Genomic DNA, 22178 nt, shown 5'->3' with positions numbered 1-22178 from the left:
TTTCCCAGAGTTGTGTACTCTGCGCTGGCAACGAATTGCGTCACAACTTCCGAGTTTGACTACTGTCGCTTTGCTTCCGACGCAATAGACCTAGCACCCCTAATGAGGCAAGCCCTCCACCGGTCCAACGCAGCAACGGCCGCCGCATGGCCAGCCCATACCAATGCAGATAGGCAGGCAACCATCCGGCGAGGTCGAACCTGCTGGTGCCGGCAGTCCGGTCCACCCAGCTGCTCGGAACCTCATCTACTCGATAACCGAGAAGGTGCGCTTTGGTGGTGAGCTCCAAGCCCACCTCGAAGCCACGGACGCTCTCCACTGCTACGTCTTGCAGAAATCGGCGACTATATCCACGGAAGTTGGTCGTTGCGTCGCGGGTGGGTAGGCGCCCTACGTAGTGCAGACTTAGCCCGGCCGTTCTCGACATCAGGGTCTTCAACCGCGGCCCCCCTTGCTGGGAGCCGCCACGCATATACCGTGATCCACTGACAACGTCGGCACCTTCGTCGCGAATCTTCGCTGCCATCAAAGGAATAACTGCGGGCGGGTCCGACAAATCTGCCATGCTGGTGACGACGACGTCGCCCGCGGCAGCGGCAAAACCGGCAATCAACGCATTGGCCACCCCCTTGCCCAGCGAGTTTCTAACCAAACGGACGGTGGAAGGCCGGTCGGCCATCGCCTCGATTGCGGGCAGCGTGGTGTCTTCGTCGAAGTCGTAGCAGATAATCAGTTCGTGCGGTGTGCCGGATAGTGCCTCGTTAAGCCGCCTGATGCAGACTTGAATGTTCTCGCCCTCGTTGTACACCGGGATGACCACACTGATGAGCTGCTCTTGCTGGTCTGGGAGAGTTGCCATCTTCCGGGCACGGATCAAGAACTGCTTCCCAATTAGCGGCCAGGCTGATCGTGAGCGCAGGTACAGCTGGACCAGAAACGGCGACTTCGGCAACGGTGAGTACATCGAGTACGGAAGAAAACGTTCGTAGTTTTCCAGCACTTCGAATTGGTTAATTTGTAGTAGCTCACTCAAGGAGCGATCACTGATAGGTACAGTATGGTCCCAATAGTCCCAATATTCGCCGGGTAGAAAGCGAATATTGGGACCTAGCGCGATGAAGTGGCCGCCCGGTTTCAACACTCGCCGCACTTCGGCGATGGTGCGTTCCACTTCCTCCTTGGTTTGCAGATGCTCTAACAGATTGCTGCTGAAAACGACGTCAACCGAATCCTCAGAAAGGAAGTCAAGCTTGTCGGCTCGACTGTGATGAAACTCGACCCCGCTGTTCACCATTTTGGCAGTATCCGGGTTCAGATCGACCCCGATACGTCGAGCCGCGGTTATGTGGTTAAGAAACTCGCCGTAACCACAACCTAGGTCAAGTACGGTGTCGCTGCGTCTGACCCATGCCTGAAAGAAGTCTTGGACCAATACTCTCCATATTGCAGATCGCGAGTCGGCGTCATGGCCGAATCGATTGCGGTACAGCTGCTGGAGATCGATATCACCCGCGATACGCATGGCGCCCCTAAGAGTACCAACCGTGCACGTTATATCGAGCCTGCCTCAACCGCGTTGGTGACCCACGGTATGACCTCGTCAAGCATGGCATCGAGTCGCGTCGTTGCGGAGAACCCCAGCATTTCCGCTGCCTTCTCGACATCGGGCGAGCGGAGCTGGACATCGTGCTCGAAAGGCGGATCGCTTTCATAGCGGAACGGCGTGTCCGGCCGCATCTTGCGCCAAATCACTTCCGCCAGTTCCAACACCGTCGTCGCTTCCGGCGTGGAAAGGTTGAAATCCCCGTTCAGTGCCGCCGGGTGCTCCATGCAGGTCCGGATGCCACGGGCCAGATCTCCGCCGTAAGTGTAATGACGAACTTGGGTGCCGTCGCCGAGTATATGTAACGGGTCTTGGCCTTTGGCCACTTTCTGGATCAAGTCCGGGACCACATGACTCATCGCGAGTTTGACGTTCCCACTAGGGATTTCACGGCCCCCTAGCGCCCGCTGTTCGCCTGTGCCAACGCAGTTGAAGGGGCGAATGATGGTGTATGGCAGCCCATATTGCTCGTACGCACCATGAGCAAAGTACTCACACGCCAGCTTCTGAAAACCGTAAGTACTTGTTGGGGGCGGACATTCGGTGATGTGCTTCTCAGGTGTCGGGAAAATAGTTGCATTCTCGAACACCATCGAGGAACTAATTACGTTGATCTTCTTTAGCCACCCTTTTTGGTGGGCGTAGATGGCAGCGTCGAAATGCGCCGCCGCGATGCGCTCGTTCTCGGCGAGCAGGTCGTAGGCGTACTCGTGGAAGTACGTGATGCCGCCGATGCGCGCAGCGCTGGCGACCATCTGCTCGCAGCCCTCGACAAGTTGGAACATCAAGTCGACGTCTTTGACGTCACCTTCGACAAAGTGATAGTTCGGGTGATCATCGTAGGACTTCTTGACTGGTCCGTACTTCGAATAGTTGTCAATTCCGACAACTTCGTGGCCGGCCCGAAGCAACTCGTCGACCACGTAACCGTTGATGAATCCCGCACTGCCCGTTACGAGAACCTTCACCGAGCTGCTGCCTCCACCTCGAGCTGGAGCAATTCGGGCTGTCTAACTGCGTCTGCCGCAGCGCAGTCGGCGTCAAGGCACCCCCAAACATCCTCGACGACCTTGCCCGCTGGGACGCGCAGGCCCCGATACGCCGAGTGAGGGACGCCCACAACGATGACATCGGCGCGATCTATAACTGTGTCCAGCGGGTAATAGTCCGGGCCCGCCAAGAACGGGTCGTGCCGGATGACCTCTTTGGCTTCGAGCAGAAGAAGATGCCTGAGCTTGAAGCTAAGCGAGTCACGGGTATCGTCGCAGTCGGCCTTGAACGTCATGCCCAAGATGCCAACAACCTTGTCCCGCAAATCAACACGCTGTTTGAGCATGTTGACGATGAACTGCGGCTGACCTTCGTTGATAAGCATCGCCGAGTGCCCGAGCATGAAGTTGTTATTGCTGAACGCGGCCAGCTGCATTGTGTCCTTGAGAAGACACGGACCCGCGGCCAGCCCGGCACGTGGAAGGCTGTCGACCCGACCATTCTTGTACGTTGCTGCGTGATGAACGCGGCTGTAGTCGACACCTGCCTCACGACTGAGCAGATAGAATTGATTGGCTACCGCGAATTGAATGTAGCGGTAGCTGTTGCAGAACAACTTGGCCAGCTCTGCTTCCTGCGGCTCTACCTCGATGATTTCGGGGGTGATGTGCGAGAACAACTCGCGAACTACCCGTAAACCCTCAGCGTCAAATCCGCTGATTATCTGCGGAATGATCCGCAACTCCCGAATCGAATGGCCTTGAGCGATGCGTTCTGGGCAGAAAGTGACGTGAACCCCAATCCCGCGCTCGTAGAACAGATCTTGGACACGCTGGGTGAGCCCCGGGTAGACCGTGCTTCTGAGAACCAGAGTTTGCTCATCGTGAAAGTAAGGGCTGATTTCGTTGATAATGCGAAAGAACGTATGCGCCTGCGGAGTCAGGAACTCATCGACGGGAGTGCCCACGACGCAGATGACAATGTCCGCGTTCCTTACAATCCATGAGTCTGTACTAGCTGAAATACGCCCGGTTGGCAGCAAACGTTTGAGGAGTTCCTCGGCACCGTTCTCGATGAACGGCATCTTGCCGGCCATGATGGTCTTCAATGCGACGGCATTGGTGTCCAGGATGTCGACACAGTAGCCTTCGTCCGCCAACACCAGTGCCAGTGGTAGGCCGACGTGACCGGCACCCCCGATAATGCAGATTCGCTTCTGCGGCTGATTTGCCACGCGGACCGCCACCACCCCTCATTTCCCGGCTTTATCCAAGAATCCGACGACGCAACCCTGGCCCTCGACGGCAAAGTCGAGAATCCGATGGAACGAGGGTACGAGCTTTTTGCCGTCCACATGCGGCTTTCACAATTCATACCGCAGGTACGGGAACGCGAGACTTTCCATGCGTATCGCATGTTGTTGGCCGAGAGGCCACCACTACTATGTGCTTTCACGACTCTGCACACGAGGAGATCCCATTTCCAGGTTTGCGACCAGAGGGCCGAGGCGACCATGCACTACCTGATCACCGGCCATACCGGCTTCAAAGGCCCCTGGCTCATCCTGCTGCTGCTCAGCCGCGGCCACCAAGTCTCCGGCCTGGCCCTCGATCCCCCCGAGGGAAGCCTGTTCGAGACGGCCCGGTTGGACGAAGAACTAATCAACGACCTGCGCGTCGACATCCGCGACGCCCCGGCTACCGCTGCCGCTGTGGAGGAGATCTCACCTGACGTCGTCGTGCACATGGCCGCTCAGTCGCAGGTCCGGGAGTCCTATCGCGAGCCACGATATACCTACGAGACCAACGCGATGGGTACCCTCAACGTCCTCGAAGCTGTCAGCAAGACCCCCTCGGTGCGCGCGCACGCGGTCATCACCACCGACAAGGTCTACCGCAACATCAACCAGGAGGCCGGCTACGTCGAAACCGACCCCCTGGGCGGTGACGACCCCTACAGCGCCTCCAAGGCGATGGCTGACCTGCTTACCCAGTCGTGGGTCCGCAGCTATCCCGGCTGCCCCACCGCGATCGCCCGTGGCGGCAACGTCATCGGCGGCGGCGACGTCAGCCCCGAGCGGCTGATGCCAGATCTGGTGCGCGCCTTCGCAAGTGGCAGGCCTCCCCTGCTGCGCTTCCCCCACGCGGTGCGCCCGTGGCAACATGTGCTGGACTGCCTTAGCGGCTATCTCAGCATCGCTGACGCGCTGCTGGCCGGCTCTGGTGCGGGCCAGTGGAACATCGGGCCAGGCCGCGACAGCTTCGTCGAAGTCGGTCAGGTTGCCACCCTGGCGGCCGAACTGTGGGGCGGTGGCGCCCGCTGGGAAAACCAGCCCGGCGATCACCCGCACGAGGCGAACCTGCTCGCCCTCGACGCCACCAAGGCGCAGAAAGAACTTGGCTGGCGCAATCGGCTCGGCTTCCGCGAAGCCATCACCTGGACCATCGACTGGGAACGACGCGTGCACGACGGCGCCGATCCGCTGGTGGTAACTCAAGAGCAAATCGCCGCATTCGGAAACCTCGATTGACCCGCACTCGCGTATAGGGTCGCGATATCAGCAAGTCGAGGGGACACGATGAGCAATCACACCTACCGCGTGATCGAGATCGTCGGGACCTCACCCGACGGTGTCGACGAAGCGATCAAGAGTGGCCTCGCCCGCGCGGCGAACACCATGCGCAACCTGGACTGGTTCGAAGTTCAGTCCGTCCGCGGTGACCTGGTAGAGGGCGCCGTAGCCCACTATCAGGTCACCATGAAAGTTGGCTTCCGCCTAGAAGATTCGTATCGCTAGGGAGCTAGCCCGCCACCGCACCCGGCTCGGAGTAGGGCGCCCCCAGCCCGTGCACCGGCCGATACCCCCGCTTGCGGGCCTTGGCCGCGGCTTGGCGAGCCAGCTTGTACAGCCCCACGAACGCGGCGTGATCGGTTAGCACCAGCGGCGTCAGCAGCCGGTTGTGCACCACCCCGATGGCCAATCCGGTCTCAGGGTCACTCCACCCGACCGAACCGCCCAGACCCACGTGCCCGAACCCCGGCATCACATTGCCGAAGGGCAGCGCATGGTAGCCCAGGTGGAACGCCATCGGCATGAAGATGTTGTGGTCGCGCTGCATGACCCGTTCACCGGTCAGACCCGCGACCAGCCGACGCGACAGGAATCGGGTGCCCTCCACCTCCCCACCGTTGGCGATCGCACCGTACATCCGTGCCAGCGCGCGCGCCGTCACCACGCCGTTGGCCGCCGGAATCTCGGCGTCCAGCATGGCGTTGTCGCCCTGCACCGCGGCGATCACGCCTGGGAAATACATCGAGCGGTAGCCGCCGGAGAAATTGTTGGCGACCTTCTGCACCGCGAAAGTGAACAGCCGATTGGCGGCGATGTCCTGCGGCATGATGATCTCGGCGGCCTTGGTGGGCGACTCGGTCGGCGGCCGGCCCAGGTGGAAGCCGTCGGAGTTCAGCGGCTCGGCGAGTTCCTCGCGAAACAGGATGCGCATGTCCTTGCCGGTGACCGCCCGCGCCAGCCCGGACATCAGCCAGCCGAAGGTCAGCGCGTGATAGGCGGGCTTACCCAGCAGACGACCCGGCGAGGCCGCCGCCAGCCGCTCTTCCATTGCGACGTGGTTGAGCACGGTCACCTGGTCGGCGCCGCGCAGGCCCGATAGGCCCGCGGTGTGCTTCATTACTTCGCGGACGGTCATGGACGCCTTGCCGTTGGCCCCGAAGGCGTGCCAGTACTCGGCAACCGGCGCGTCGTAGTCGATTAGACCGCGGTCGGCCAGGCGATGGATCACCGTCGCGGCCATGCCCTTGGTCGCCGAGAACACCATCGGAGCGGTGTTCTCCGCCCATGGCACTTCTCCGGCCCGGTCCGCCCAGCCCTTCCAGACGTCGACGACGGGTTGTCCGTCGAGATACACGGCCAATGCCCCACCGCCGAAGCGGTGACCAGGGAACATGCTAGAAAACAAACGAACGACGCAACCAAATTGCGAGTCCGCGGCGCCGAACACACCATGCCCTGCGTCAGGGGCGTAGTGGGGAGGAACAGCGCGGCGATCGACTCCGATGTCTACCGTCACAGATCGAATTTACTTCAATGGTCTAAGTGCTCACCGGCAAATTCGGACATATTTACCGATCTGTTAGGTCGTCGCTATCTCAAGTATTTGCTGGGCGGCTAGTGCCGGGGTCAGCTCACCCTCGCGCACCTGACGCTCGACGTCCCGGCGGACCTTGCGCACCTCGGGGTTCGACATCACCCGGTCCAGCACCGCGTCGCGCACCATCTGCCAGGTCCACTCCACCTGTTGATCGCGCCTGCGCGCCTCGAACTGGCCGGCCTCAGTGAGCACCTTGCGGTGCTTCTCGACGGTCTCCCACAGATCTGTCAATCCGGTGCCCTCGGCCGCGCTCATCGTCAAAACGGGTGGGCGCCATAGTGTTTCACGTGGATAGATCAACCGAAGCGCTCCCGACAACTCCCTGGCGGCCATCTTCGCGTCCTTGAGGTGCGCACCATCGGCCTTGTTGACCACCACGATGTCGGCTAGCTCCAGGACCCCCTTCTTGATGCCCTGCAACTGATCCCCGGTACGCGCCAAAGTCAACAGCACGAACGTGTCGACCATGTTGGCCACCGACACCTCGGACTGCCCGACTCCCACCGTCTCGATCAGGATTACGTCAAATCCCGCCGCCTCCAACAGCACCACTGTTTCTCGGGTGGCCTTTGCTACGCCCCCTAGAGTCCCTGACGTCGGAGATGGCCGGATGTATGCGTCGGGGTGTGTGGCTAGCCGCGCCATGCGCGTCTTGTCGCCCAAAATCGAGCCGCCGGTGCGGGTCGAGGACGGGTCGACGGCCAGCACCGCCACCCGGTGCCCCTGCTCGATCAGATGCATACCCAGGGCCTCGATGCTGGTGGACTTCCCCACTCCCGGCACGCCGGTGATACCCACCCGGTGGGCGTTTCCGGAATCGGGCAATAGTTCCAGGAGCAGCTGCTGCGCCCGCTCCCGGTGGTCGGCGCGGGTTGATTCCAATAGGGTGATGGCCCGCGGCAGCGCGGCGCGGTCGCCGCCGCGGATCGCGTTGGCCAGCTCAGCCATCGGTGCGTCGCGCGGTGTCGTTTTCTTGCCCGCTCGTTCGTTTTCCGCGAAACTCACAATTTATCCCCCGACATTGTTGACGTCTCCAAAGGGGATGACGGCCAGCACCATGATAATCGCTATCGACACCAGCACGGTCCTCTTCGGCGGCCGTTGCTCGATCTCTGGTTTGTCCAGCGAGTAGAGGATATAGGCGATGCCCACATCGAGCGCCATCATGGTCCACCAGCGGGTCCAGTCTAGGGCGGTCACAAATAATGGAATCACTAGTACTGCCGCCAGCGCGGCGATCGCTTTATGCTCGCCAACCGCACGAAAGAAAGGCCGAGCCGGCGCTCCGCAAACCAATCGCAGCACCGACAGTGTTGCAACAAAAAACACCACGCCTAGCACGAAAGAAGCGAAGAGGCGCGGGATCCCGAAAGAAGCTACCACGCGGGCCATAGAAAACGTGTCGAGGTCGAAGAAAAAAATTATCTTGCTGCACACCCAATCGTGAAGGTCCGATTGGCCCTGAAATTGCCCGAAGATACAGCCAAACGCCTTATGCGACGTGTTGGGTACCGTGCCGCGCGGATCGTCCACCATGCCGTGCGGGACTTGCGTACACAACTGCGCGGAGATGTCGCGGCGCCCCAGCAAAACAATGGTACCGACGGCGGCCAGCCCGGGCAGCGCTGCCAACGAAAAGCAGCGGCGCCGCTCGGAGTCTGTCGCACCCTTTGGCAAAACAATAATCGCCAGGACCGTGCCCAGCGTGAACTCTAACGGAATCGCCTCGTGTATGAAAGATAAAACGGCTATGGCGATTCCGTAGAGCGAACTCGCGATGACGCGAACCCGACTCGTTCGCGCCTTCCAGATTGCGATGCTGAAAGCCAGCAGGGCACTCATCCCCAATATCTCGGGGTGTGAGTTATAGATCGCGTATGAATAGGAGAATGGAAGTACTGGGATCAATAGTGCTAGTAATACTCGTCGCTCAGAGCGGATGTTAGGCGAAAGAACCAGCCACATTAAAACGCCGAGTGCGATCAGCCAGACTATTGTCGAAACCCACAAGATCGCGTACGCGGCCCCAAAATAATCTGATTCAGGGAACACTCTTAAAAGTTCACCCGCAAGTCCACGGCGGACGAAGCCATTTCGGTAGCTGACGGCATAGTACGACAACAACATGACAGTGTTGGAGAAAACAGCCAACACGATAAATAAATGTACCACCGCCCAGAAAATCACCCAGCCAGCCAAAAAGACGTAACACCGCGCGCCTTTGCGGTCGAGTTGTGCGCTTTCCGACGCATTCTCGGCGAGTTCGTCGGTACCCACTCAACCCGCCTTCCGAACCACCGACGTCACCGCACCGTCGAGAATCGACGCGCTCGTCGCAGCCTGGTTGCACTCGCGGGCAGAGTAGGCGGTCATTAAGCCAGGTCGTAGCCCAAACGCTCGGCGAGCTTATGCAGCAAACCAATCGCCGAATCCGCGATCACCGTCCCTGGCGGATAAATCGCAGCCGCCCCCGCCTCGTACAGCTCGTCGAAGTCACCCGGCGGAATGACGCCACCGACCACGATCATGATGTCGGGGCGGCCCACCTCCGCCAGTGCGTCGCGTAACGCCGGGACCAGCGTCAGATGCCCGGCGGCTAGCGACGACACACCCACGACGTGCACGTCGTTGTCGGCCGCCTGGCGCGCTACCTCTTCCGGTGTGGAGAACAGCGACCCGACGTCGACGTCGAAGCCGATGTCGGCGAACGCGGTCGCGATCACCTTCTGGCCGCGGTCGTGGCCGTCCTGACCCATCTTGGCGATCAGGATCCTGGGCCGGCGGCCGTCGGCCTCGGCGAACTTCTCTACGAGTTCAGTGGCTTCAGCGATGTTGGGGGCCTTTCCAACTTCGTCACGGTAGACACCGGCGATGGTACGAATCTCTGCCTGGTGGCGTCCGTACACCTTCTCCAATGCATCGGAGATCTCACCGACGGTGGCCTTGTGCCGGGCCGCGTCGATGGCCAGCGCCATCAGATTGTTGGCCAGCCCGTCGTGATCTCCGTTGCCGGCTGCTCCGGAATGCGCCGCGGCAGCGCGGGTCAGCTCGGCCAACGCAGCCTGGACCGCCTTGGTGTCCCGATTCGCCCGCAGCTCTTCGAGTTTGGCCAGCTGCTCGGCGCGCACCCGGCTGTTCTCAACCTTGAGCACCTCGATCTCTTGGTCCTCTTCGACCTGGTACTTGTTCACCCCGATCACCGGCTGCTGCCCGGAGTCGATGCGCGCCTGGGTACGCGCGGCGGCCTCCTCAATACGCAGCTTGGGGATTCCCTCGCTGATCGCCTGGGCCATTCCGCCGTGCTCGGCGACCTCCTCGATGTGCGCGCGGGCTCTGGAAGCCAGCTGGTGGGTCAGCCACTCCACGTAGTACGAACCGGCCCACGGGTCGATCGGGCGGGTGGTGCCCGACTCCTGCTGCAGCACCAGCTGGGTGTTACGCGCAATACGGGCCGAGAAGTCGGTGGGCAGCGCCAGCGCCTCGTCCAGGGCGTTGGTGTGTAGCGACTGAGTGTGCCCCTGGGTTGCGGCCATCGCCTCGATGCAGGTGCGGGCGACGTTGTTGAACACGTCCTGGGCGGTCAGCGACCAGCCGGAGGTCTGCGAATGTGTGCGCAGGGAAAGCGATTTGGCGCTCCTGGGGTCAAACTTTGCGACTAGCTCGCTCCACAACAGCCGTCCGGCCCGTAGCTTGGCGACCTCCATGAAGAAGTTCATCCCGATGCCCCAGAAAAACGACAGGCGCGGCGCGAACTTGTCGATGTCCAACCCGGCGTCCAAGCCCGCCTTGATGTATTCAACACCGTCCGCCAGGGTGTAGGCCAGCTCCAAATCGGCTGTGGCACCAGCCTCTTGGATGTGGTAGCCCGAGATCGAGATCGAGTTGAACTTAGGCATCTTGGCGCTGGTGTAGGCGAAGATGTCGGAGATGATCCGCATGGACGGCTTGGGCGGATAGATGTAGGTGTTGCGCACCATGAACTCTTTTAGGATGTCGTTCTGGATGGTGCCGGCCAATTTCTCCGGCGGCACCCCCTGCTCCTCAGCGGCTACCACATACAGCGCCAGGATCGGCAGCACCGCCCCGTTCATCGTCATCGACACGCTGACGGTCGAGAGGTCTATACCGTCGAATAGCTGCCGCATGTCCAGGATAGAATCGATTGCTACGCCGGCCATTCCGACGTCACCCTGCACCCGAGGGTGGTCGGAGTCATAACCGCGGTGCGTCGCCAAGTCAAAGGCCACCGACAGGCCCTTCTGGCCGGCGGCCAGGTTGCGGCGGTAGAAGGCGTTTGACTCGGCGGCCGTGGAGAACCCGGCGTACTGCCGGATGGTCCACGGCTGGTTGACGTACATGGTCGGGTACGGTCCGCGCACGAACGGCGGCTCGCCCGGGAAGCTGTTGAGCGGGTAGCCCTCTTCGCCGGCGGCGCTGCGGTCTTCGGCGATGTAGACAGGCTTGACATCGATGCCCTCCGGGGTCTCCCAGATCAGCTGGTCTGGGGTGTACCAGTGTGCTTTCGCGGTGGCCTCGATGTGCGCTTCGACGTCGGCTTCGGTTGGCTTGTGCAGGGGCGTGTCGCCGTCGAGGGGGATGTCGGCGAAGCTACCGATTGACGGAACTGTGGTGGTCATACTAGGCCCCCAATCGCGTCAGTAGATCGGAAAGTGTTTGCACCGCATTAATTTTCATCGTCAGAAACTCGTCAGGCCGGTGCTCGGCCTCAGCGACGGCTTTCTCCGGTCCGGCCAGGTATATCCGCTCGATGCCGGCATCACGAGCGGACTGCACCACGGCAGAGACTTCCTCGGCGTACCTCTTGTCGGTGCCACAGACCACCGCGACCTTGGCCGAATTCGCGGCGGCCGAATTCGCGGCCTCGACCGCCTGGGCTACGCCGGCGGCGTCAACGGTACCGGGGTTGACCGCTTCGATACCGCCCGAGGCCAACAGGTTCGACGCGAAAGTGGTGCGAATGTTGTGCTCGGCCAGCGGACCCAGCGGTAACAACAACACCTGCGGGCGCGCCTCGTGCTCGGCGAGATAGGCATCCGAGCGATCGCGCAGCGCCTCGAATTCGGCCGCGTACCTAACGACCTGCCCGGCGCGGCCCATCGAAGCACCTTGCGGCAGCGGCGCTTCGGCGAGATTGGGAAACTCATTGATGCCGGTGATGGCGATGCGGCGATGTGCGATGTCGTCGGCGCGTTTCGCCGCCAACTCGTCCAGCTGAACCTTGAGGAAATCGCCAGCCGCGACGAAGCCGCCGTGCGACTCGATGGACTGGAAATGCTGCCAGGCCTGCTCAGCGAGCTGCTTAGTCAGGTCCTCAACGAACCACGACCCGCCGGCGGGGTCGAGCACGCGGCCCACGTGCGACTCCTCCAGCAGCAGCAGCTCAGTGTTGCGGGCAATACGGCGCGCGAAGCTGGTCGCCGTACCCGGCCATCCGCCTGGGATCGCCACGTCGAACGCGTACACGAGCACGGTGTCGGCGCCGCCCACCCCCGCACCGAACGCGGCCAGTGTGGTGCGCAGCATGTTCACCCACGGGTCGCGCTGGGTCATCATCGGCAGCGACGTCTCCGCGTGCAGAATTGCAGCGCCGCCGTCGGGATCGCCGGCCACCTCGGCTACCCGGGCCCACAACTGACGCGCGGCGCGCATCTTTGCCAGCGTCATAAACTGGTCGTCATCGGCGGAGAGCCGGAAACTGATCTGCCGCAACGCTTCCGAGACTGACAACTCCGCTTCGGTGAGCACCCTGAGATAGGCCACTCCCGCGGCGATGGTGGCGGCAAGTTCCCACGCCGCGGTGGCGCCCAGATTGTTGAAGGCGGGTCCGTCGACGGTGATCGCGCGCACCCCCTGTTTGCCGGTAGCCCGTCTAGCAACGGCAACGACGTCCACTACGGGCGGGGCGCTGCGGTCGCTCAGCGTCGCGGTCAGCGGGTCCGCGCCCAAGTCGACCGACACCGTCGCGCGCTGGTCCTCGTCCACCGCGTCCACTAGCGCCAGCATCGCGTCAGCGGCCGCGGTGTACTCAGCGCCGGCGTCCAGGATCACCGGCGCCATGCTCAGGTACACCCCGTCGAGCAGCGCCCCAAGGTCAGACGGCGCCACTGTGCCGTTCCCTACCCGGATCATCAGGGCGCTGACGCCCTCGCCGAGGGCGGCCAACAGCGCCGAGTTGGCCTCACCGGGGGTCAGGCCGGGCAGCGGAAACGCCTCGGCGACCTTCCAGCCGGACTTGACGTCGCGCGTCGGGTCCCCGCCCCGCAGAAACGGCCACTGGCCGGGTAGTGGCGGCTCGGGCAGCTCGTCGAACACGGTGTAGAGCGGGTGGATGACAAACCCGTCGTAGGTCGGCGTATCCAGCCGCTGCTCGGGTTCTTCGCCCAACTCGGCCGGGTCGGTCCGGGTGCTCTTGGATAGCACTCCGGCGACCGCACTGCGCCAACGACCGCGGACCTCTTCGAGGTCCGCCAGCTCGGGTACGTCAATGGACACCGACTGCTCCTGTTTTCCCAGTTGTTTGGGGCATGTGACTTGCAAATTAGGCTAATTGATTAGCGCCGCAAAACAGCAATCGCGTTGCGGGCGGCCGCACTGCTCTGTGAGGCGAAACGCCAGCCGAAGGAAACTCGGTATTCACCGCCGCCCCGTACCCTTGGCAATCGTGACCACCCCCGCAATCAGCAAAACTACCGATACCGTGCGCGGCATCGGCGTCGCGCTGCGCGGTGGGCTGCGGCAGGCTTCGCGACCGCGACTTGTCGTCACCGTGGTGGGAATCACAATCGTGGTGGCCGTCGCGTTACTGGTACCGCTGCCCACGGCCGTCGAAATGCGCGACTGGGCGCGCTCGGTGGGGCCGTGGTTCCCGCTAGCATTCTGGTTGGTCCACACCGTGGTCACGGTGCCGCCGTTCCCGCGCACCGCATTCACCATCGCCGCTGGTCTGCTGTTCGGACCGGTGATCGGGGTGGCGATCGCGGTGACGGCTAGCACGGCCAGTGCGGTGCTGGCGTTGCTGCTGGTACGTGCGACCGGCTGGCGGCTCAATCGGCTGGATCGCCGACGCGCGGTGGCTCGACTTGACGAGCGGCTGCGCGAACGCGGCTGGCTGGCCATCCTGTCTCTGCGGTTCATCCCTGCTGTGCCCTTCGCGGTGATCAACTACGCCGCCGGTGCGTCGGCGGTGCGGGTGATGCCTTACCTGTCGGCCACGATCGTCGGCCTGCTGCCTGGCACCGCGGCGGTGGTGATCCTGGGCAACGCGTTCGCCGGGGACGGCAATCCCCTGCTTGTGCTGGTGTCGGTGTGCACCGGCGCGCTGGGGCTGTGCGGGTTGGTCTACGAGATTCGCAAGTACCGGCAGCATCATGCGGCACACCATGCCGCTGGCACCGCCGCCCCCGCCATCGACCAAGAGCCTGTCGGCTCGGTTTGAGTTTGAGCGCGTCTGCCCTTGCCTGAAAGATCGACCTCATGGTCGGTGCGCTCGCCCACATGACGCCGCAAGCGTCGCTGCGCGCCATCTTGCTTGTGATCGGTGCGTTGCTGTGCCTGGCGGTGGCCGCTTGGCCGTTGGCTGCGGCGCCCCGCCGCTCCGACCGGCGCACCTACAGCTGGCGGCTCTCGTTCTTCGCGCTGCTCAGCGCGGCATCGTTCGTGGTGGCCATTTTCCTGCCCGGTCCAGGCACGGCGGTGCGCAGGCCTGAAGATCCGCCCATCGCCATCCCCTTCCTGTTGCCTGCGGCGACCAGCATCGGGCCGGGCACCGCCATCGCCGTCAGCTTCGCCGACGGCACCGGCGGGATGGCTTGCACTGCAGGGTTTTTGGTTCGCGCCCAAAGCGGCCAGCCCGGAGTGCTCACCGCCGGTCACTGCAACAAGCCGGGCGAAGCGAGCAAGGTCAGCGTCAACTCCGCAGGCGAGTCCTACGTGACGGTGGGAACCTTCGACCAGACCGTCAGCGAAGGAACCTACGGCGAACAACACGATATCGGACTGATCGCCCTCGACGCCGACAAGCTGCCGCAGACACCCTCGATCAAGTCATCAATGCCAGTGATGCGCGTCGCTGAGAACGTGCAGATCGGGCAGCAGCTGTGCAAATACGGCATGAAAACCGGCCGGGTGGAATGCGGACAGATCACCGAAGTCACCGAGAGCAAGGTGGTGTTCCTGGCGGCCAGCCAATGCGGCGACTCCGGTGGACCGGTCTACCTGATCCAGAAGGACGGCGCTGTCGCCGTCGGGATCCACATCCGCGGCGGACGCCCCAACGACCCCAATCCGGGCTGCTCGACCGCGGCGACATTTTCGGTGGCTGAGCTGGTGCGCCCGTGGCTCGAACAGTGGGGTTTGAGCATTGTGACCGGCTGACGCGTCCCTCGCCTGCTACCCGATTTCGCGGCGCGATCACATCCGCGGCGGCAGCTCCAGGCTCAACCGGAAACGCGCTCCGCCGTCGTGCGGCACGCATACCAGATCGCCGCCGTGGGCACGGGCCAGCGCTCGTGCGATCGACAGCCCCAGTCCGGCACCCCCGTGGTCGCGAGCCCGGTCGGAGTCCAGCCGCACCAGACGTTCAAAGATGCGGTAGCGCTCGTCGTCGGGAACGCCCGGACCGGTGTCGGTGACGGTGACGACGGCAACCGCACTGTCCGCACTCACGTCGATGGTGATCGCCCCGCCCGCTGGGGTGTGCCGGCGCGCGTTGTCGAGCAGGTTGGACAGAATCTGCGCGATCCGGGTCGGGTCGGCGTCGACATTCAGCGTCGGCAGCCCGGTGCGGACGATCGAGAGCTGAGGGGCCAGCATCGCCGCCCGTTGCACCTCCGCGTCGACGGTGGCGCCCAGGTCGGTGTCCTGCCTATCCAACACCAACCCGGCGTCGATACGGCTGAGGTCCAACATGTCGGCGACCAGCCTGCCTGCGCGACGGGCGTCGGATTGCAGCAGGCTGGCGCGCCGATGCTGAGCGTCCTCTACATCGGTCTGGTGGGCAGCAAGTTGCTCGGCGGCGACCTGGATGCCCGCGATCGGCGTGCGTAACTCGTGCGCGGCGTCGGCCAGGAACTGCCGGGTCGCCGCTTCGGCGCGCTGCGCGGTGTCGGCGGCCTGCCGAGCCCTCAATTCGGAGTCCTCGAGCGCATCCAGCATGACATCGAAAGCCGTTGCAGCACGTCCTAATTCGGTGTCGGCTCGAGACGGCCGCAACCGCCGGCCGCGATCGCCGGTCGCGATGTCCTTAGCCAGCGCGGTCAGCCGCTCCAACGGGCGCAGCGCGGCCCGGCTGACCGCCACCAGCAGTAGCCCGGCAAGCAGCAGCGTCGCCAGGCCCGCGCCGATCATGATCTGCCGGAGCTGGCGGGTCACCTGCGTGGTCTGGGTGGTATCGGCGACCAGGATCAGCCGCGCGCCGTCAGGCAACGGGTGGACGACGACCGTCGCGGTCGAGTCGGGCGGCATGGGTGGCGGCGGGGGCAGCGGCGGCGCACCGGACGCCAGCGGCGGCAAGCCCGGCGCAATCGGGCCGGGCACGGGAGGGGGAGGCGGTGGCGGGGGCGGCGGGACAGTGGAACCGGCTTTGGTGTCAGGACTGATGCCGGGATCGCCGTAGGTGGCGCCGTCGGCCATCACCACCAGCGCGCGCACGCTGCCGCCGTTGAGTTGGGCGGCCAGCAGGTCCGGCGGGGTGTTGACACCCACCAGCGCGTCAGCGCGGGACGTCGCGGCCAGCAGCCTGTCGTGCAGGTTGCGCTCAGCCTGGGTGCGGAGCATGAAGTCGATCGTGACGCCCAGCACCACTAGCAGCACCGCCAGAAGCGCCACGACCAGCACAATCACCCGTCGCTGCAGCGACGGGGTGGCGGTGACCGGGTCTGTCACGATCGCGGCGGCTGCAACCGGTAGCCGATACCGCGGACCGTGTGCAGGATCCGCGGACCGTGCGCTTCGAGTTTGCGCCGCAACCCGCTGACGTGCACCTGCACCAGGTTAGGGTCGTAGGCGTCGTATCCCCATACCGCGCTGAGGATCTGGGTGGCGCTGACGATCCGGCCGCGCTGTTCGACCAGGAATTCCAGCAGCCGCAGCTCGGTGGCGGTCAGGTCCAGCGGATGCCCGGACCGCGCGGCCACCCCCGCGTCGACGTCGAGCAGCAGGTCGCCGAACTGCACCACCTTGGGCAGCCGTCCCCGTCGGCGCAGCACGGCACCAACCCGCGACACGAGCTCGGCGAGCTCGAACGGTTTGACGACGTAGTCGTCGGCGCCGCCGTCGAGGCCACGCAACCGGTCGGGCAGGCCGTCGCGCGCGGTGATCATCACGATCCCGACATCGCCCCATTCGCGGATGACGTCGATCAGCTCGAATCCGTCCCGGCCCGGCAGCATCACGTCGAGCACCACCAAGTCGGGGCGCAGGCCCTCCAGGGCTTCTTCCAATCCCGTTCCGTCGCAACGGGAGTCGGTGTGGTAGCCGACGTCGGCCAGCGCCTCGCTGACCATTTCCCGGATCGTTTCGGAGTCCTCGACCACCAACACCCGGGGTGCGCCGACGCTGAACTGGTCGGTCGCTGGACGGCTTTCGGTCATGATCCCTTCTTAGTTGCGTGCGTGGCATGGCCGCGAACTTCGGGCCGGTTTCGTCGTGACGTTACGCTCGGCGCGCTTACCGCCCGGCCCGGCCTGCTTTCTTCAGATTCGCTTCAACTTCGGCTTCTACCGTCGCAGTTACCAACAAATCCAGCGACCACGAGGAGTCACATGACCCCCGACGACCACGCGCCGACTACCGACCCGGCAGCCGTCGCGCCCGCTGCCCCGGCGGCGCCCGTCGCGCCCGCCGCTCCCGTTACGCCAGCGGCGCCCGCCGCGGCCGAGGAACGACGCCACTCCACCCGCGTCCTGATCGGCGCCGGCTTGTTGGGCGGCTTCGTCGGCTCCGTGCTCACCGCGGGTGCTGCGATGCTGCTGATGTTTTTCGGAGGACCCCCGGCGCCAGCCGGGCCGGGGTTCGGGCCGTCCGGACCAGGGTTTGGGCCGCCCGCGCCTTTCGGCTACCCGGGCCCTGGTGGGCCAGGTGGTCCTATGGCGGGACCGCGCGGCCCGTTGGGCATGGCTCCCCCCATGGGCCCGGGCGGGCCCGGCATGATGCCGCCTCCGTTGCCCGTTGGGCCGCCCCCGGTGGGCGGTCCTATGCCGCCCGGCGGACCCGGTGGACAGCAACGGCCTGGGCCGGGACAGCCCCCGGCATCGCCGACCCCGCCGCCGAGCGCGTCGGCAACTCCCCCGCGCTAAGGCCCTTACTCTGCACAAGGGCGCTCAGGGCCACCTGAGCGCCCTCGCAGAGCTGAGACCGGCCTGCCACATCCACCGCTACGCCACTGGGCCTGCCGAATCCGGGAAACGACCCCGTTGAGGTCGGATGCGTTGGGACCCAACTTCAGTACACGCCCATTGCCCGGATCCGGAGGCCACACTAAGCGTCCGTGTCCGGGCCCTTCACCGTCATCGCCGCGAAAACGGCCAGGAAGGTCGCCGCTGGAATCGTGTTGGCGACCTTGTCGCGCACCCGCACATGCGCGCCGACTGCCAAGATGAAATACAGCGTCAGCATTGCCGTCGTCAGCCGCGCCAACCCCGGGAATCGGGTCACCGAGGCCAGCCCAACCGCTGCCGCCACCTTCACCACCGGAAACACCGGGCGGATGTTTTCCGGGCATTCGACGGTGTCCAACGCCTTCTTGATCGGTGGCACCTGCAGTGCACACAGCACCGCATCTACCGCGTGGAAGGCGGCGAGGCCGGCATAGGTCTTCGGTGATGTCAAAGGGCTCATTGCGCAATCCTATTGACGAATCTCGGGTGAGGTACCCAGCGGATTGCGGGCAACGACATCGGTGGTGGCCTTCGCCTGGGAGATGGCCGGGCCGGTGTCGGTGGAGAACCAGTCGGCGACCTCGGCGTCGTCGTCGGCGGCGGCATGCTTGGCGGTGTCGTCGGGCGGCGAGGGCTCGAACCGGAACACCCCGTCCTCGCCCTGCTTGCCGAGCAGTCGGGTGAACCCCTGCAGCGCCGCGTTGAAATCGCTGGGGACCACCCACACCTTGTTGGCATCGCCGCGCGCCATCTCGGGCAGCGTCTGCAAATACTGGTATGCCAACATCTCCGGGGTAGGCCGGCCGGCCTTGATGGCGGCGAACGTCTTCTCGATGGCCTTGGCCTGCCCTTGGGCCCGCAGATAGGCAGCTGCGCGCTCACCTTGGGCCCGCAGCACCCGGGACTGCCGATCGGCCTCAGCGGCCAGAATGGCTGCCTGCTTGGCGCCCTCGGCGGCCAAGATCTGTGCTGCCTTCTGTCCTTCGGCCTGCTTGATCTGGGCTTCGCGGGTGCCCTCGGCGGTCAGGATCATCGCCCGCTTTTCCCGGTCGGCCTTCATCTGCTTTTCCATCGACGCCTGAATGGACGGCGGCGGGTCGATACTGCGCAATTCCACCCGCGCGACCCGCAAGCCCCAGCGACCGGTGGCCTCGTCGAGCACGCCGCGCAATTGGGCGTTGATCTGGTCGCGGGAGGTCAGCGTCTGCTCGAGGGTCATGCCACCGACGACATTGCGCAGCGTGGTGGTGGTGAGCTGTTCCACACCGACGATGTAATTGCTGATCTCGTACACCGCCGCCTGCGGGACGGTGACCTGGAAGTAGACGACGGTGTCGATGTTCAGCGTCAGGTTGTCCTCGGTGATGACTGGCTGCGGCGGGAACGACACCACCCGCTCGCGCAGGTCCACCCGGGCTCGCACGCGGTCGATAAATGGCACAAGCAACGTCAGCTGTCCGCTGATGGTGCGGCTGTACCGCCCTAGCCGCTCGATCACCGCCGCCTCGGCCTGCGGAATCAGGGCCACCGACTTGGCCACGATGATGACGGTGAACCCCACCAGCACGAGCAACAAAACCAGCACTGTCACACCCACCGAAATTCCTCCTCTACGCGTTCTTGAAGACCACCGCGGTCGCGCCGTCGATGTGCACGACGGTGACCGACTGACCGGCCTCGTAGACGTCACCGTCGTTCAGCGGGCGCGCGGTCCACACCTGACCGTCAAGCTTGACTTGGCCGTTGTCGTGGGCGACCCGGTCGAGCACCAACGCGTTCTTGCCCTCCAGCGCCTTTACTCCCATCACCGGCGCCTTGGCCGATGTCAGACGACGACGCAAGGTTGGCCGGACGGTAGCCAGCAGCAACACCGAGACAAACAGGAACACCAGTCCGTCTGCCCACAGCGGCCAGTCCGTCAGCCAACTGGCGCCGGCCGCGGCCAGCGCGCCCCCACCGAGCATCAGCAGGAACATGTCGCCGGTAAGCGCTTCAGCACCGACGAGAACCAACGCTCCGATTAGCCAGATCAGCGCGACGGGCATGGGCACAGAATACGCGGGATCCCCGACAAACCACGTCAACGGCGGCGAGCCACTACACTGCGAGACCATGTGGTGCCCGAGTGTCTCGCTGTCGATGTGGGCCAATGCCTGGCTCGCCGGAAAGGCTGCGCCCGACGACGTTCTCGACGCGTTATCCCTCTGGGCGCCAAGGCAATCCGTTGCCGCATACGACGCTGTCGCGGCAGGTCACACCGGATTGCCCTGGCCCGATGTGAGTGACGCCGGGACGGTGTGCCTACTGCAGACCCTGCGGGGGGCCGTCGGGCGCTCGCCGGCGCCGTCGTCGTCGTTGCGTGGCACCATCAACGTGGTGCTGCCGGTGCCCGGCGACGTGCGCGGACTTTTTGCCGGAACACAGTTTGCGAGCGACGCGCTGGTTGCCGGTGAGGCGGTCATCATCAGCCATCCGACCGACCCAAACACCGCGATCGGCCTGGTGCCCGACTTCACCTACAGCGACACCGACGACGACACCGAAAGCGGCGAGCCCGAACTGCTTGCTCTCACCTGGATGGTGTACTCGCTGCCCGGTCCTCCGGCGTACGACTGTCACGATCTCGGCGGGGCCGAATACGCACTGCGATCGGCAGTGCGTTCAGCCGCCGATGCATTAAGCGCCATGGGTCTGGAATCTGCCAGCGACGTTGACAATCCACGAGGACTCGTCGAGCAGATGCTGGAATCCGCGCGCCAGCACCGGGTTCCCGATCATGCGCCCACCCGCGCGCTGCGGGTGCTAGAAAACGCTGCGCATGTCGATGCGATCATTGCGGTCAGCGCCGGATCGAGTCGGCCGTCCGACCGGGTGACCTCCGCACCGGAACTCGGTGGGACACAATCATCTTCGGAGGTCCGGATCGCCACCGACGCACTCCGGCCGCTGACCGCAGTGGTGCGCTCGGCGCGCATGGCCGCAGTCGATGCGATCCTGAGTTCGGCCTGGACAGACTAGCCGGGTTTCGCCGCGCAATGCGGCGGACGGCACGGTGCGCCGTTGCCGCTGGCCAAGCAACCGTCGACCGGGTCGGCACCGGCGACCCGTACCGGCTCCCTGCCCTGGCGCAGTTCGTCGATCAAATCGGTTGCCAGCCTGGCAAATCGAGGGTCAGCATTGGGCGTCGCGGCTCTGGCAAAGGCTACCCCCAGCGCCTCGGCCTGCAGCCGCAACTCCTGGTCGAGGTCCCACACCACCTCGATGTGGTCGGCGACAAAGCCGATGGGACAGACGACTACGGACTTGACACCTTGTTGGTGCAGCACGGTCAAGTGATCGCCGACGTCGGGCTCGAGCCACGGAACCTGCGGTGGGCCTGAGCGCGACTGCCACACCAGGTCGTAATCTGCGTAGCCCACCGCTTTCGCGACAAGCTTTGCGGCATATGCAACTTGACGAGAGTACAGGTTGGGACCACAACGCTGGTCGGCGATGATCGGAATGGAGTGCGCGGTGAATACCAAGCGCGCTTGGGGCAGTTTTTCGGCGGCATTCGTCACCGCTTCGGCGAAGATCTCGACGAACAGCGGATGGTCGAAGTAGGTGCGCAGTTTAATCAGGTCGGGCGCGTTGTCGCCGGCGGCCTGGCGCGCCCGGGCGATGTCCCCCACGTACTGCGTGCAGCTGGAATAGCCGCTCCACGCCGAGGTAGTGAAAACTGCCGCACGACGAATACCATTGTCGCGCATCTCTTTTACTGCGTCTTCGACGTACGGCCCCCAATTGCGGTTGCCGAAGTAGACGGGCAGCTCTTGGGCGGCTCGCAGCTGATCGATCAGCGCGCGGTTGATGCCGTTGATCGGCGACACGCCGCCGAAATGCAGGTAGTGCTCCGCCACCTCGTCGAGGCGCTCAGGCGGCACATTGCGGCCCCGGGTGACGTTCTGCAGGAACGGCCGAACCTGCTCCGGCCCCTCCGGCCCGCCGAACGAGAGCAGCAGGACAGCGTCAAAATCCATT

General features: G+C 64.2%; 19 protein-coding genes and 1 pseudogene. 6 read left to right on the top strand and 14 right to left on the bottom strand.

The genetic code is table 11. The features are described 5' to 3' along the window. Positions 1-40 precede the first annotated feature (40 nt). From H0P51_RS12510 to H0P51_RS12500, 3 genes are read right to left on the bottom strand one after another with little or no spacing between them, the layout of a single operon-like run. Complete coding sequence (locus H0P51_RS12510) at positions 41-1522, bottom strand: glycosyltransferase (protein WP_180918357.1); 1482 nt, start codon at positions 1520-1522, stop codon at positions 41-43. A gap of 29 nt (positions 1523-1551) precedes the next feature. Continuing rightward, positions 1552-2571 carry an NAD-dependent epimerase/dehydratase family protein gene (locus H0P51_RS12505; protein ID WP_180918356.1) on the bottom strand — a complete coding sequence of 340 codons (1020 nt, stop codon included), beginning with the start codon at positions 2569-2571 and terminating at the stop codon, positions 1552-1554. Further along, positions 2568-3839 (bottom strand): nucleotide sugar dehydrogenase, encoded by a 1272-nt coding sequence (locus tag H0P51_RS12500; RefSeq protein WP_246398588.1) that lies wholly within the window; start codon positions 3837-3839, stop codon positions 2568-2570. The genes H0P51_RS12505 and H0P51_RS12500 overlap by 4 nt, the downstream gene beginning before the upstream one ends. 267 nt (positions 3840-4106) lie before the next feature. Here H0P51_RS12500 and rfbG point away from each other — a divergent pair, with 267 nt between their 5' ends. Continuing rightward, entirely contained in the window at positions 4107-5123 is a 1017-nt protein-coding gene (gene rfbG / locus H0P51_RS12495; protein WP_180918355.1) for a CDP-glucose 4,6-dehydratase, read from the top strand. A gap of 48 nt (positions 5124-5171) precedes the next feature. Continuing rightward, a complete protein-coding gene (locus H0P51_RS12490; RefSeq protein ID WP_180918354.1) occupies positions 5172-5390 on the top strand; it encodes a dodecin in 219 nt (72 codons plus the stop codon). 4 nt (positions 5391-5394) lie between these two features. On the opposite strand, the gene lipL is transcribed toward H0P51_RS12490, so the two are convergent. The 5 genes and pseudogenes from lipL to mutA form a co-directional block, all read right to left on the bottom strand. Then, the gene (gene lipL / locus H0P51_RS12485; RefSeq protein ID WP_180918353.1) at positions 5395-6681 is read right to left on the bottom strand and encodes an esterase/beta-lactamase LipL; all 1287 of its coding nucleotides are present in this window, start codon (positions 6679-6681) and stop codon (positions 5395-5397) included. Positions 6682-6733: 52 nt separating this feature from the next. Next, a pseudogene (gene meaB, locus H0P51_RS12480) lies at positions 6734-7710 on the bottom strand (methylmalonyl Co-A mutase-associated GTPase MeaB). A gap of 60 nt (positions 7711-7770) precedes the next feature. After that, complete coding sequence (locus H0P51_RS12475; RefSeq protein WP_180918352.1) at positions 7771-9039, bottom strand: hypothetical protein; 1269 nt, start codon at positions 9037-9039, stop codon at positions 7771-7773. 95 nt (positions 9040-9134) lie between these two features. Further along, positions 9135-11399: a methylmalonyl-CoA mutase gene (scpA, locus tag H0P51_RS12470; RefSeq protein ID WP_180918351.1), complete on the bottom strand. Its 2265-nt coding sequence runs from the start codon at positions 11397-11399 to the stop codon at positions 9135-9137. A 1-nt stretch (position 11400) separates the two neighbouring features. Further along, complete coding sequence (mutA, locus tag H0P51_RS12465) at positions 11401-13275, bottom strand: methylmalonyl-CoA mutase small subunit (protein WP_180918350.1); 1875 nt, start codon at positions 13273-13275, stop codon at positions 11401-11403. A 169-nt stretch (positions 13276-13444) separates the two neighbouring features. On the opposite strand from mutA, the gene H0P51_RS12460 reads away from it, so the two are divergent. Further along, positions 13445-14218 carry a TVP38/TMEM64 family protein gene (locus tag H0P51_RS12460; protein WP_180918349.1) on the top strand — a complete coding sequence of 258 codons (774 nt, stop codon included), beginning with the start codon at positions 13445-13447 and terminating at the stop codon, positions 14216-14218. Positions 14219-14256: 38 nt separating this feature from the next. Beyond that, the gene (locus H0P51_RS12455) at positions 14257-15156 is read left to right on the top strand and encodes a S1 family peptidase (protein ID WP_180918348.1); all 900 of its coding nucleotides are present in this window, start codon (positions 14257-14259) and stop codon (positions 15154-15156) included. Between the two features lie 36 nt (positions 15157-15192). Here the strand turns inward: H0P51_RS12455 and H0P51_RS12450 are convergent, their stop codons facing one another. Both H0P51_RS12450 and H0P51_RS12445 read right to left on the bottom strand, forming a co-directional pair. Continuing rightward, on the bottom strand, positions 15193-16668 hold the full coding sequence (locus H0P51_RS12450; protein ID WP_425489047.1) for a sensor histidine kinase: 1476 nt from the start codon (positions 16666-16668) through the stop codon (positions 15193-15195). Further along, positions 16662-17372: a response regulator transcription factor gene (locus H0P51_RS12445; RefSeq protein ID WP_180918347.1), complete on the bottom strand. Its 711-nt coding sequence runs from the start codon at positions 17370-17372 to the stop codon at positions 16662-16664. Before H0P51_RS12445 ends, H0P51_RS12450 begins: the two co-directional genes overlap by 7 nt. A gap of 171 nt (positions 17373-17543) precedes the next feature. Here H0P51_RS12445 and H0P51_RS12440 point away from each other — a divergent pair, with 171 nt between their 5' ends. Then, positions 17544-18077 carry a hypothetical protein gene (locus tag H0P51_RS12440; protein ID WP_180918346.1) on the top strand — a complete coding sequence of 178 codons (534 nt, stop codon included), beginning with the start codon at positions 17544-17546 and terminating at the stop codon, positions 18075-18077. Between the two features lie 181 nt (positions 18078-18258). Here H0P51_RS12440 and H0P51_RS12435 read toward each other — a convergent pair whose 3' ends face one another. From H0P51_RS12435 to H0P51_RS12425, 3 genes are read right to left on the bottom strand one after another with little or no spacing between them, the layout of a single operon-like run. Further along, positions 18259-18618, bottom strand: coding sequence for a DoxX family protein (locus tag H0P51_RS12435; protein WP_180918345.1), 360 nt, complete (start codon positions 18616-18618; stop codon positions 18259-18261). Between the two features lie 9 nt (positions 18619-18627). Then, on the bottom strand, positions 18628-19755 hold the full coding sequence (locus tag H0P51_RS12430) for an SPFH domain-containing protein (RefSeq protein WP_246398583.1): 1128 nt from the start codon (positions 19753-19755) through the stop codon (positions 18628-18630). Positions 19756-19768: 13 nt separating this feature from the next. Then, positions 19769-20203: an NfeD family protein gene (locus H0P51_RS12425; RefSeq protein ID WP_180918344.1), complete on the bottom strand. Its 435-nt coding sequence runs from the start codon at positions 20201-20203 to the stop codon at positions 19769-19771. Between the two features lie 67 nt (positions 20204-20270). Here H0P51_RS12425 and H0P51_RS12420 point away from each other — a divergent pair, with 67 nt between their 5' ends. Continuing rightward, positions 20271-21176 carry a hypothetical protein gene (locus H0P51_RS12420; RefSeq protein WP_180918343.1) on the top strand — a complete coding sequence of 302 codons (906 nt, stop codon included), beginning with the start codon at positions 20271-20273 and terminating at the stop codon, positions 21174-21176. Here H0P51_RS12420 and H0P51_RS12415 read toward each other — a convergent pair. After that, on the bottom strand, positions 21173-22177 hold the full coding sequence (locus tag H0P51_RS12415) for a ferrochelatase (protein ID WP_180918342.1): 1005 nt from the start codon (positions 22175-22177) through the stop codon (positions 21173-21175). The two genes, H0P51_RS12420 and H0P51_RS12415, sit on opposite strands and share 4 nt — an antisense overlap. Between the last annotated feature and the right edge of the window lies 1 nt (position 22178).

The sequence above is a fragment of the Mycobacterium vicinigordonae genome, from assembly GCF_013466425.1.
GTDB classification, from domain to species: Bacteria; Actinomycetota; Actinomycetes; order Mycobacteriales; family Mycobacteriaceae; genus Mycobacterium; species Mycobacterium vicinigordonae.
This window is presented reverse-complemented; position numbering and strand designations above follow the sequence as displayed.

What these genes read in the sequence shown, in the direction of transcription:
- H0P51_RS12435 (WP_180918345.1), bottom strand. Translation starts at nt 18,618, where the DNA reads ATGAGCCCTTTGACATCACCGAAGACCTATGCCGGCCTCGCCGCCTTC.
- rfbG (WP_180918355.1), top strand. Translation starts at nt 4,107, where the DNA reads ATGCACTACCTGATCACCGGCCATACCGGCTTCAAAGGCCCCTGGCTC.
- H0P51_RS12440 (WP_180918346.1), top strand. Translation starts at nt 17,544, where the DNA reads ATGACCCCCGACGACCACGCGCCGACTACCGACCCGGCAGCCGTCGCG.
- H0P51_RS12415 (WP_180918342.1), bottom strand. Translation starts at nt 22,177, where the DNA reads ATGGATTTTGACGCTGTCCTGCTGCTCTCGTTCGGCGGGCCGGAGGGG.
- H0P51_RS12490 (WP_180918354.1), top strand. Translation starts at nt 5,172, where the DNA reads ATGAGCAATCACACCTACCGCGTGATCGAGATCGTCGGGACCTCACCC.
- scpA (WP_180918351.1), bottom strand. Translation starts at nt 11,399, where the DNA reads ATGACCACCACAGTTCCGTCAATCGGTAGCTTCGCCGACATCCCCCTC.
- H0P51_RS12420 (WP_180918343.1), top strand. Translation starts at nt 20,271, where the DNA reads ATGTGGTGCCCGAGTGTCTCGCTGTCGATGTGGGCCAATGCCTGGCTC.
- H0P51_RS12510 (WP_180918357.1), bottom strand. Translation starts at nt 1,522, where the DNA reads ATGCGTATCGCGGGTGATATCGATCTCCAGCAGCTGTACCGCAATCGA.
- H0P51_RS12445 (WP_180918347.1), bottom strand. Translation starts at nt 17,372, where the DNA reads ATGACCGAAAGCCGTCCAGCGACCGACCAGTTCAGCGTCGGCGCACCC.
- H0P51_RS12455 (WP_180918348.1), top strand. Translation starts at nt 14,257, where the DNA reads ATGGTCGGTGCGCTCGCCCACATGACGCCGCAAGCGTCGCTGCGCGCC.
- H0P51_RS12425 (WP_180918344.1), bottom strand. Translation starts at nt 20,203, where the DNA reads ATGCCCGTCGCGCTGATCTGGCTAATCGGAGCGTTGGTTCTCGTCGGT.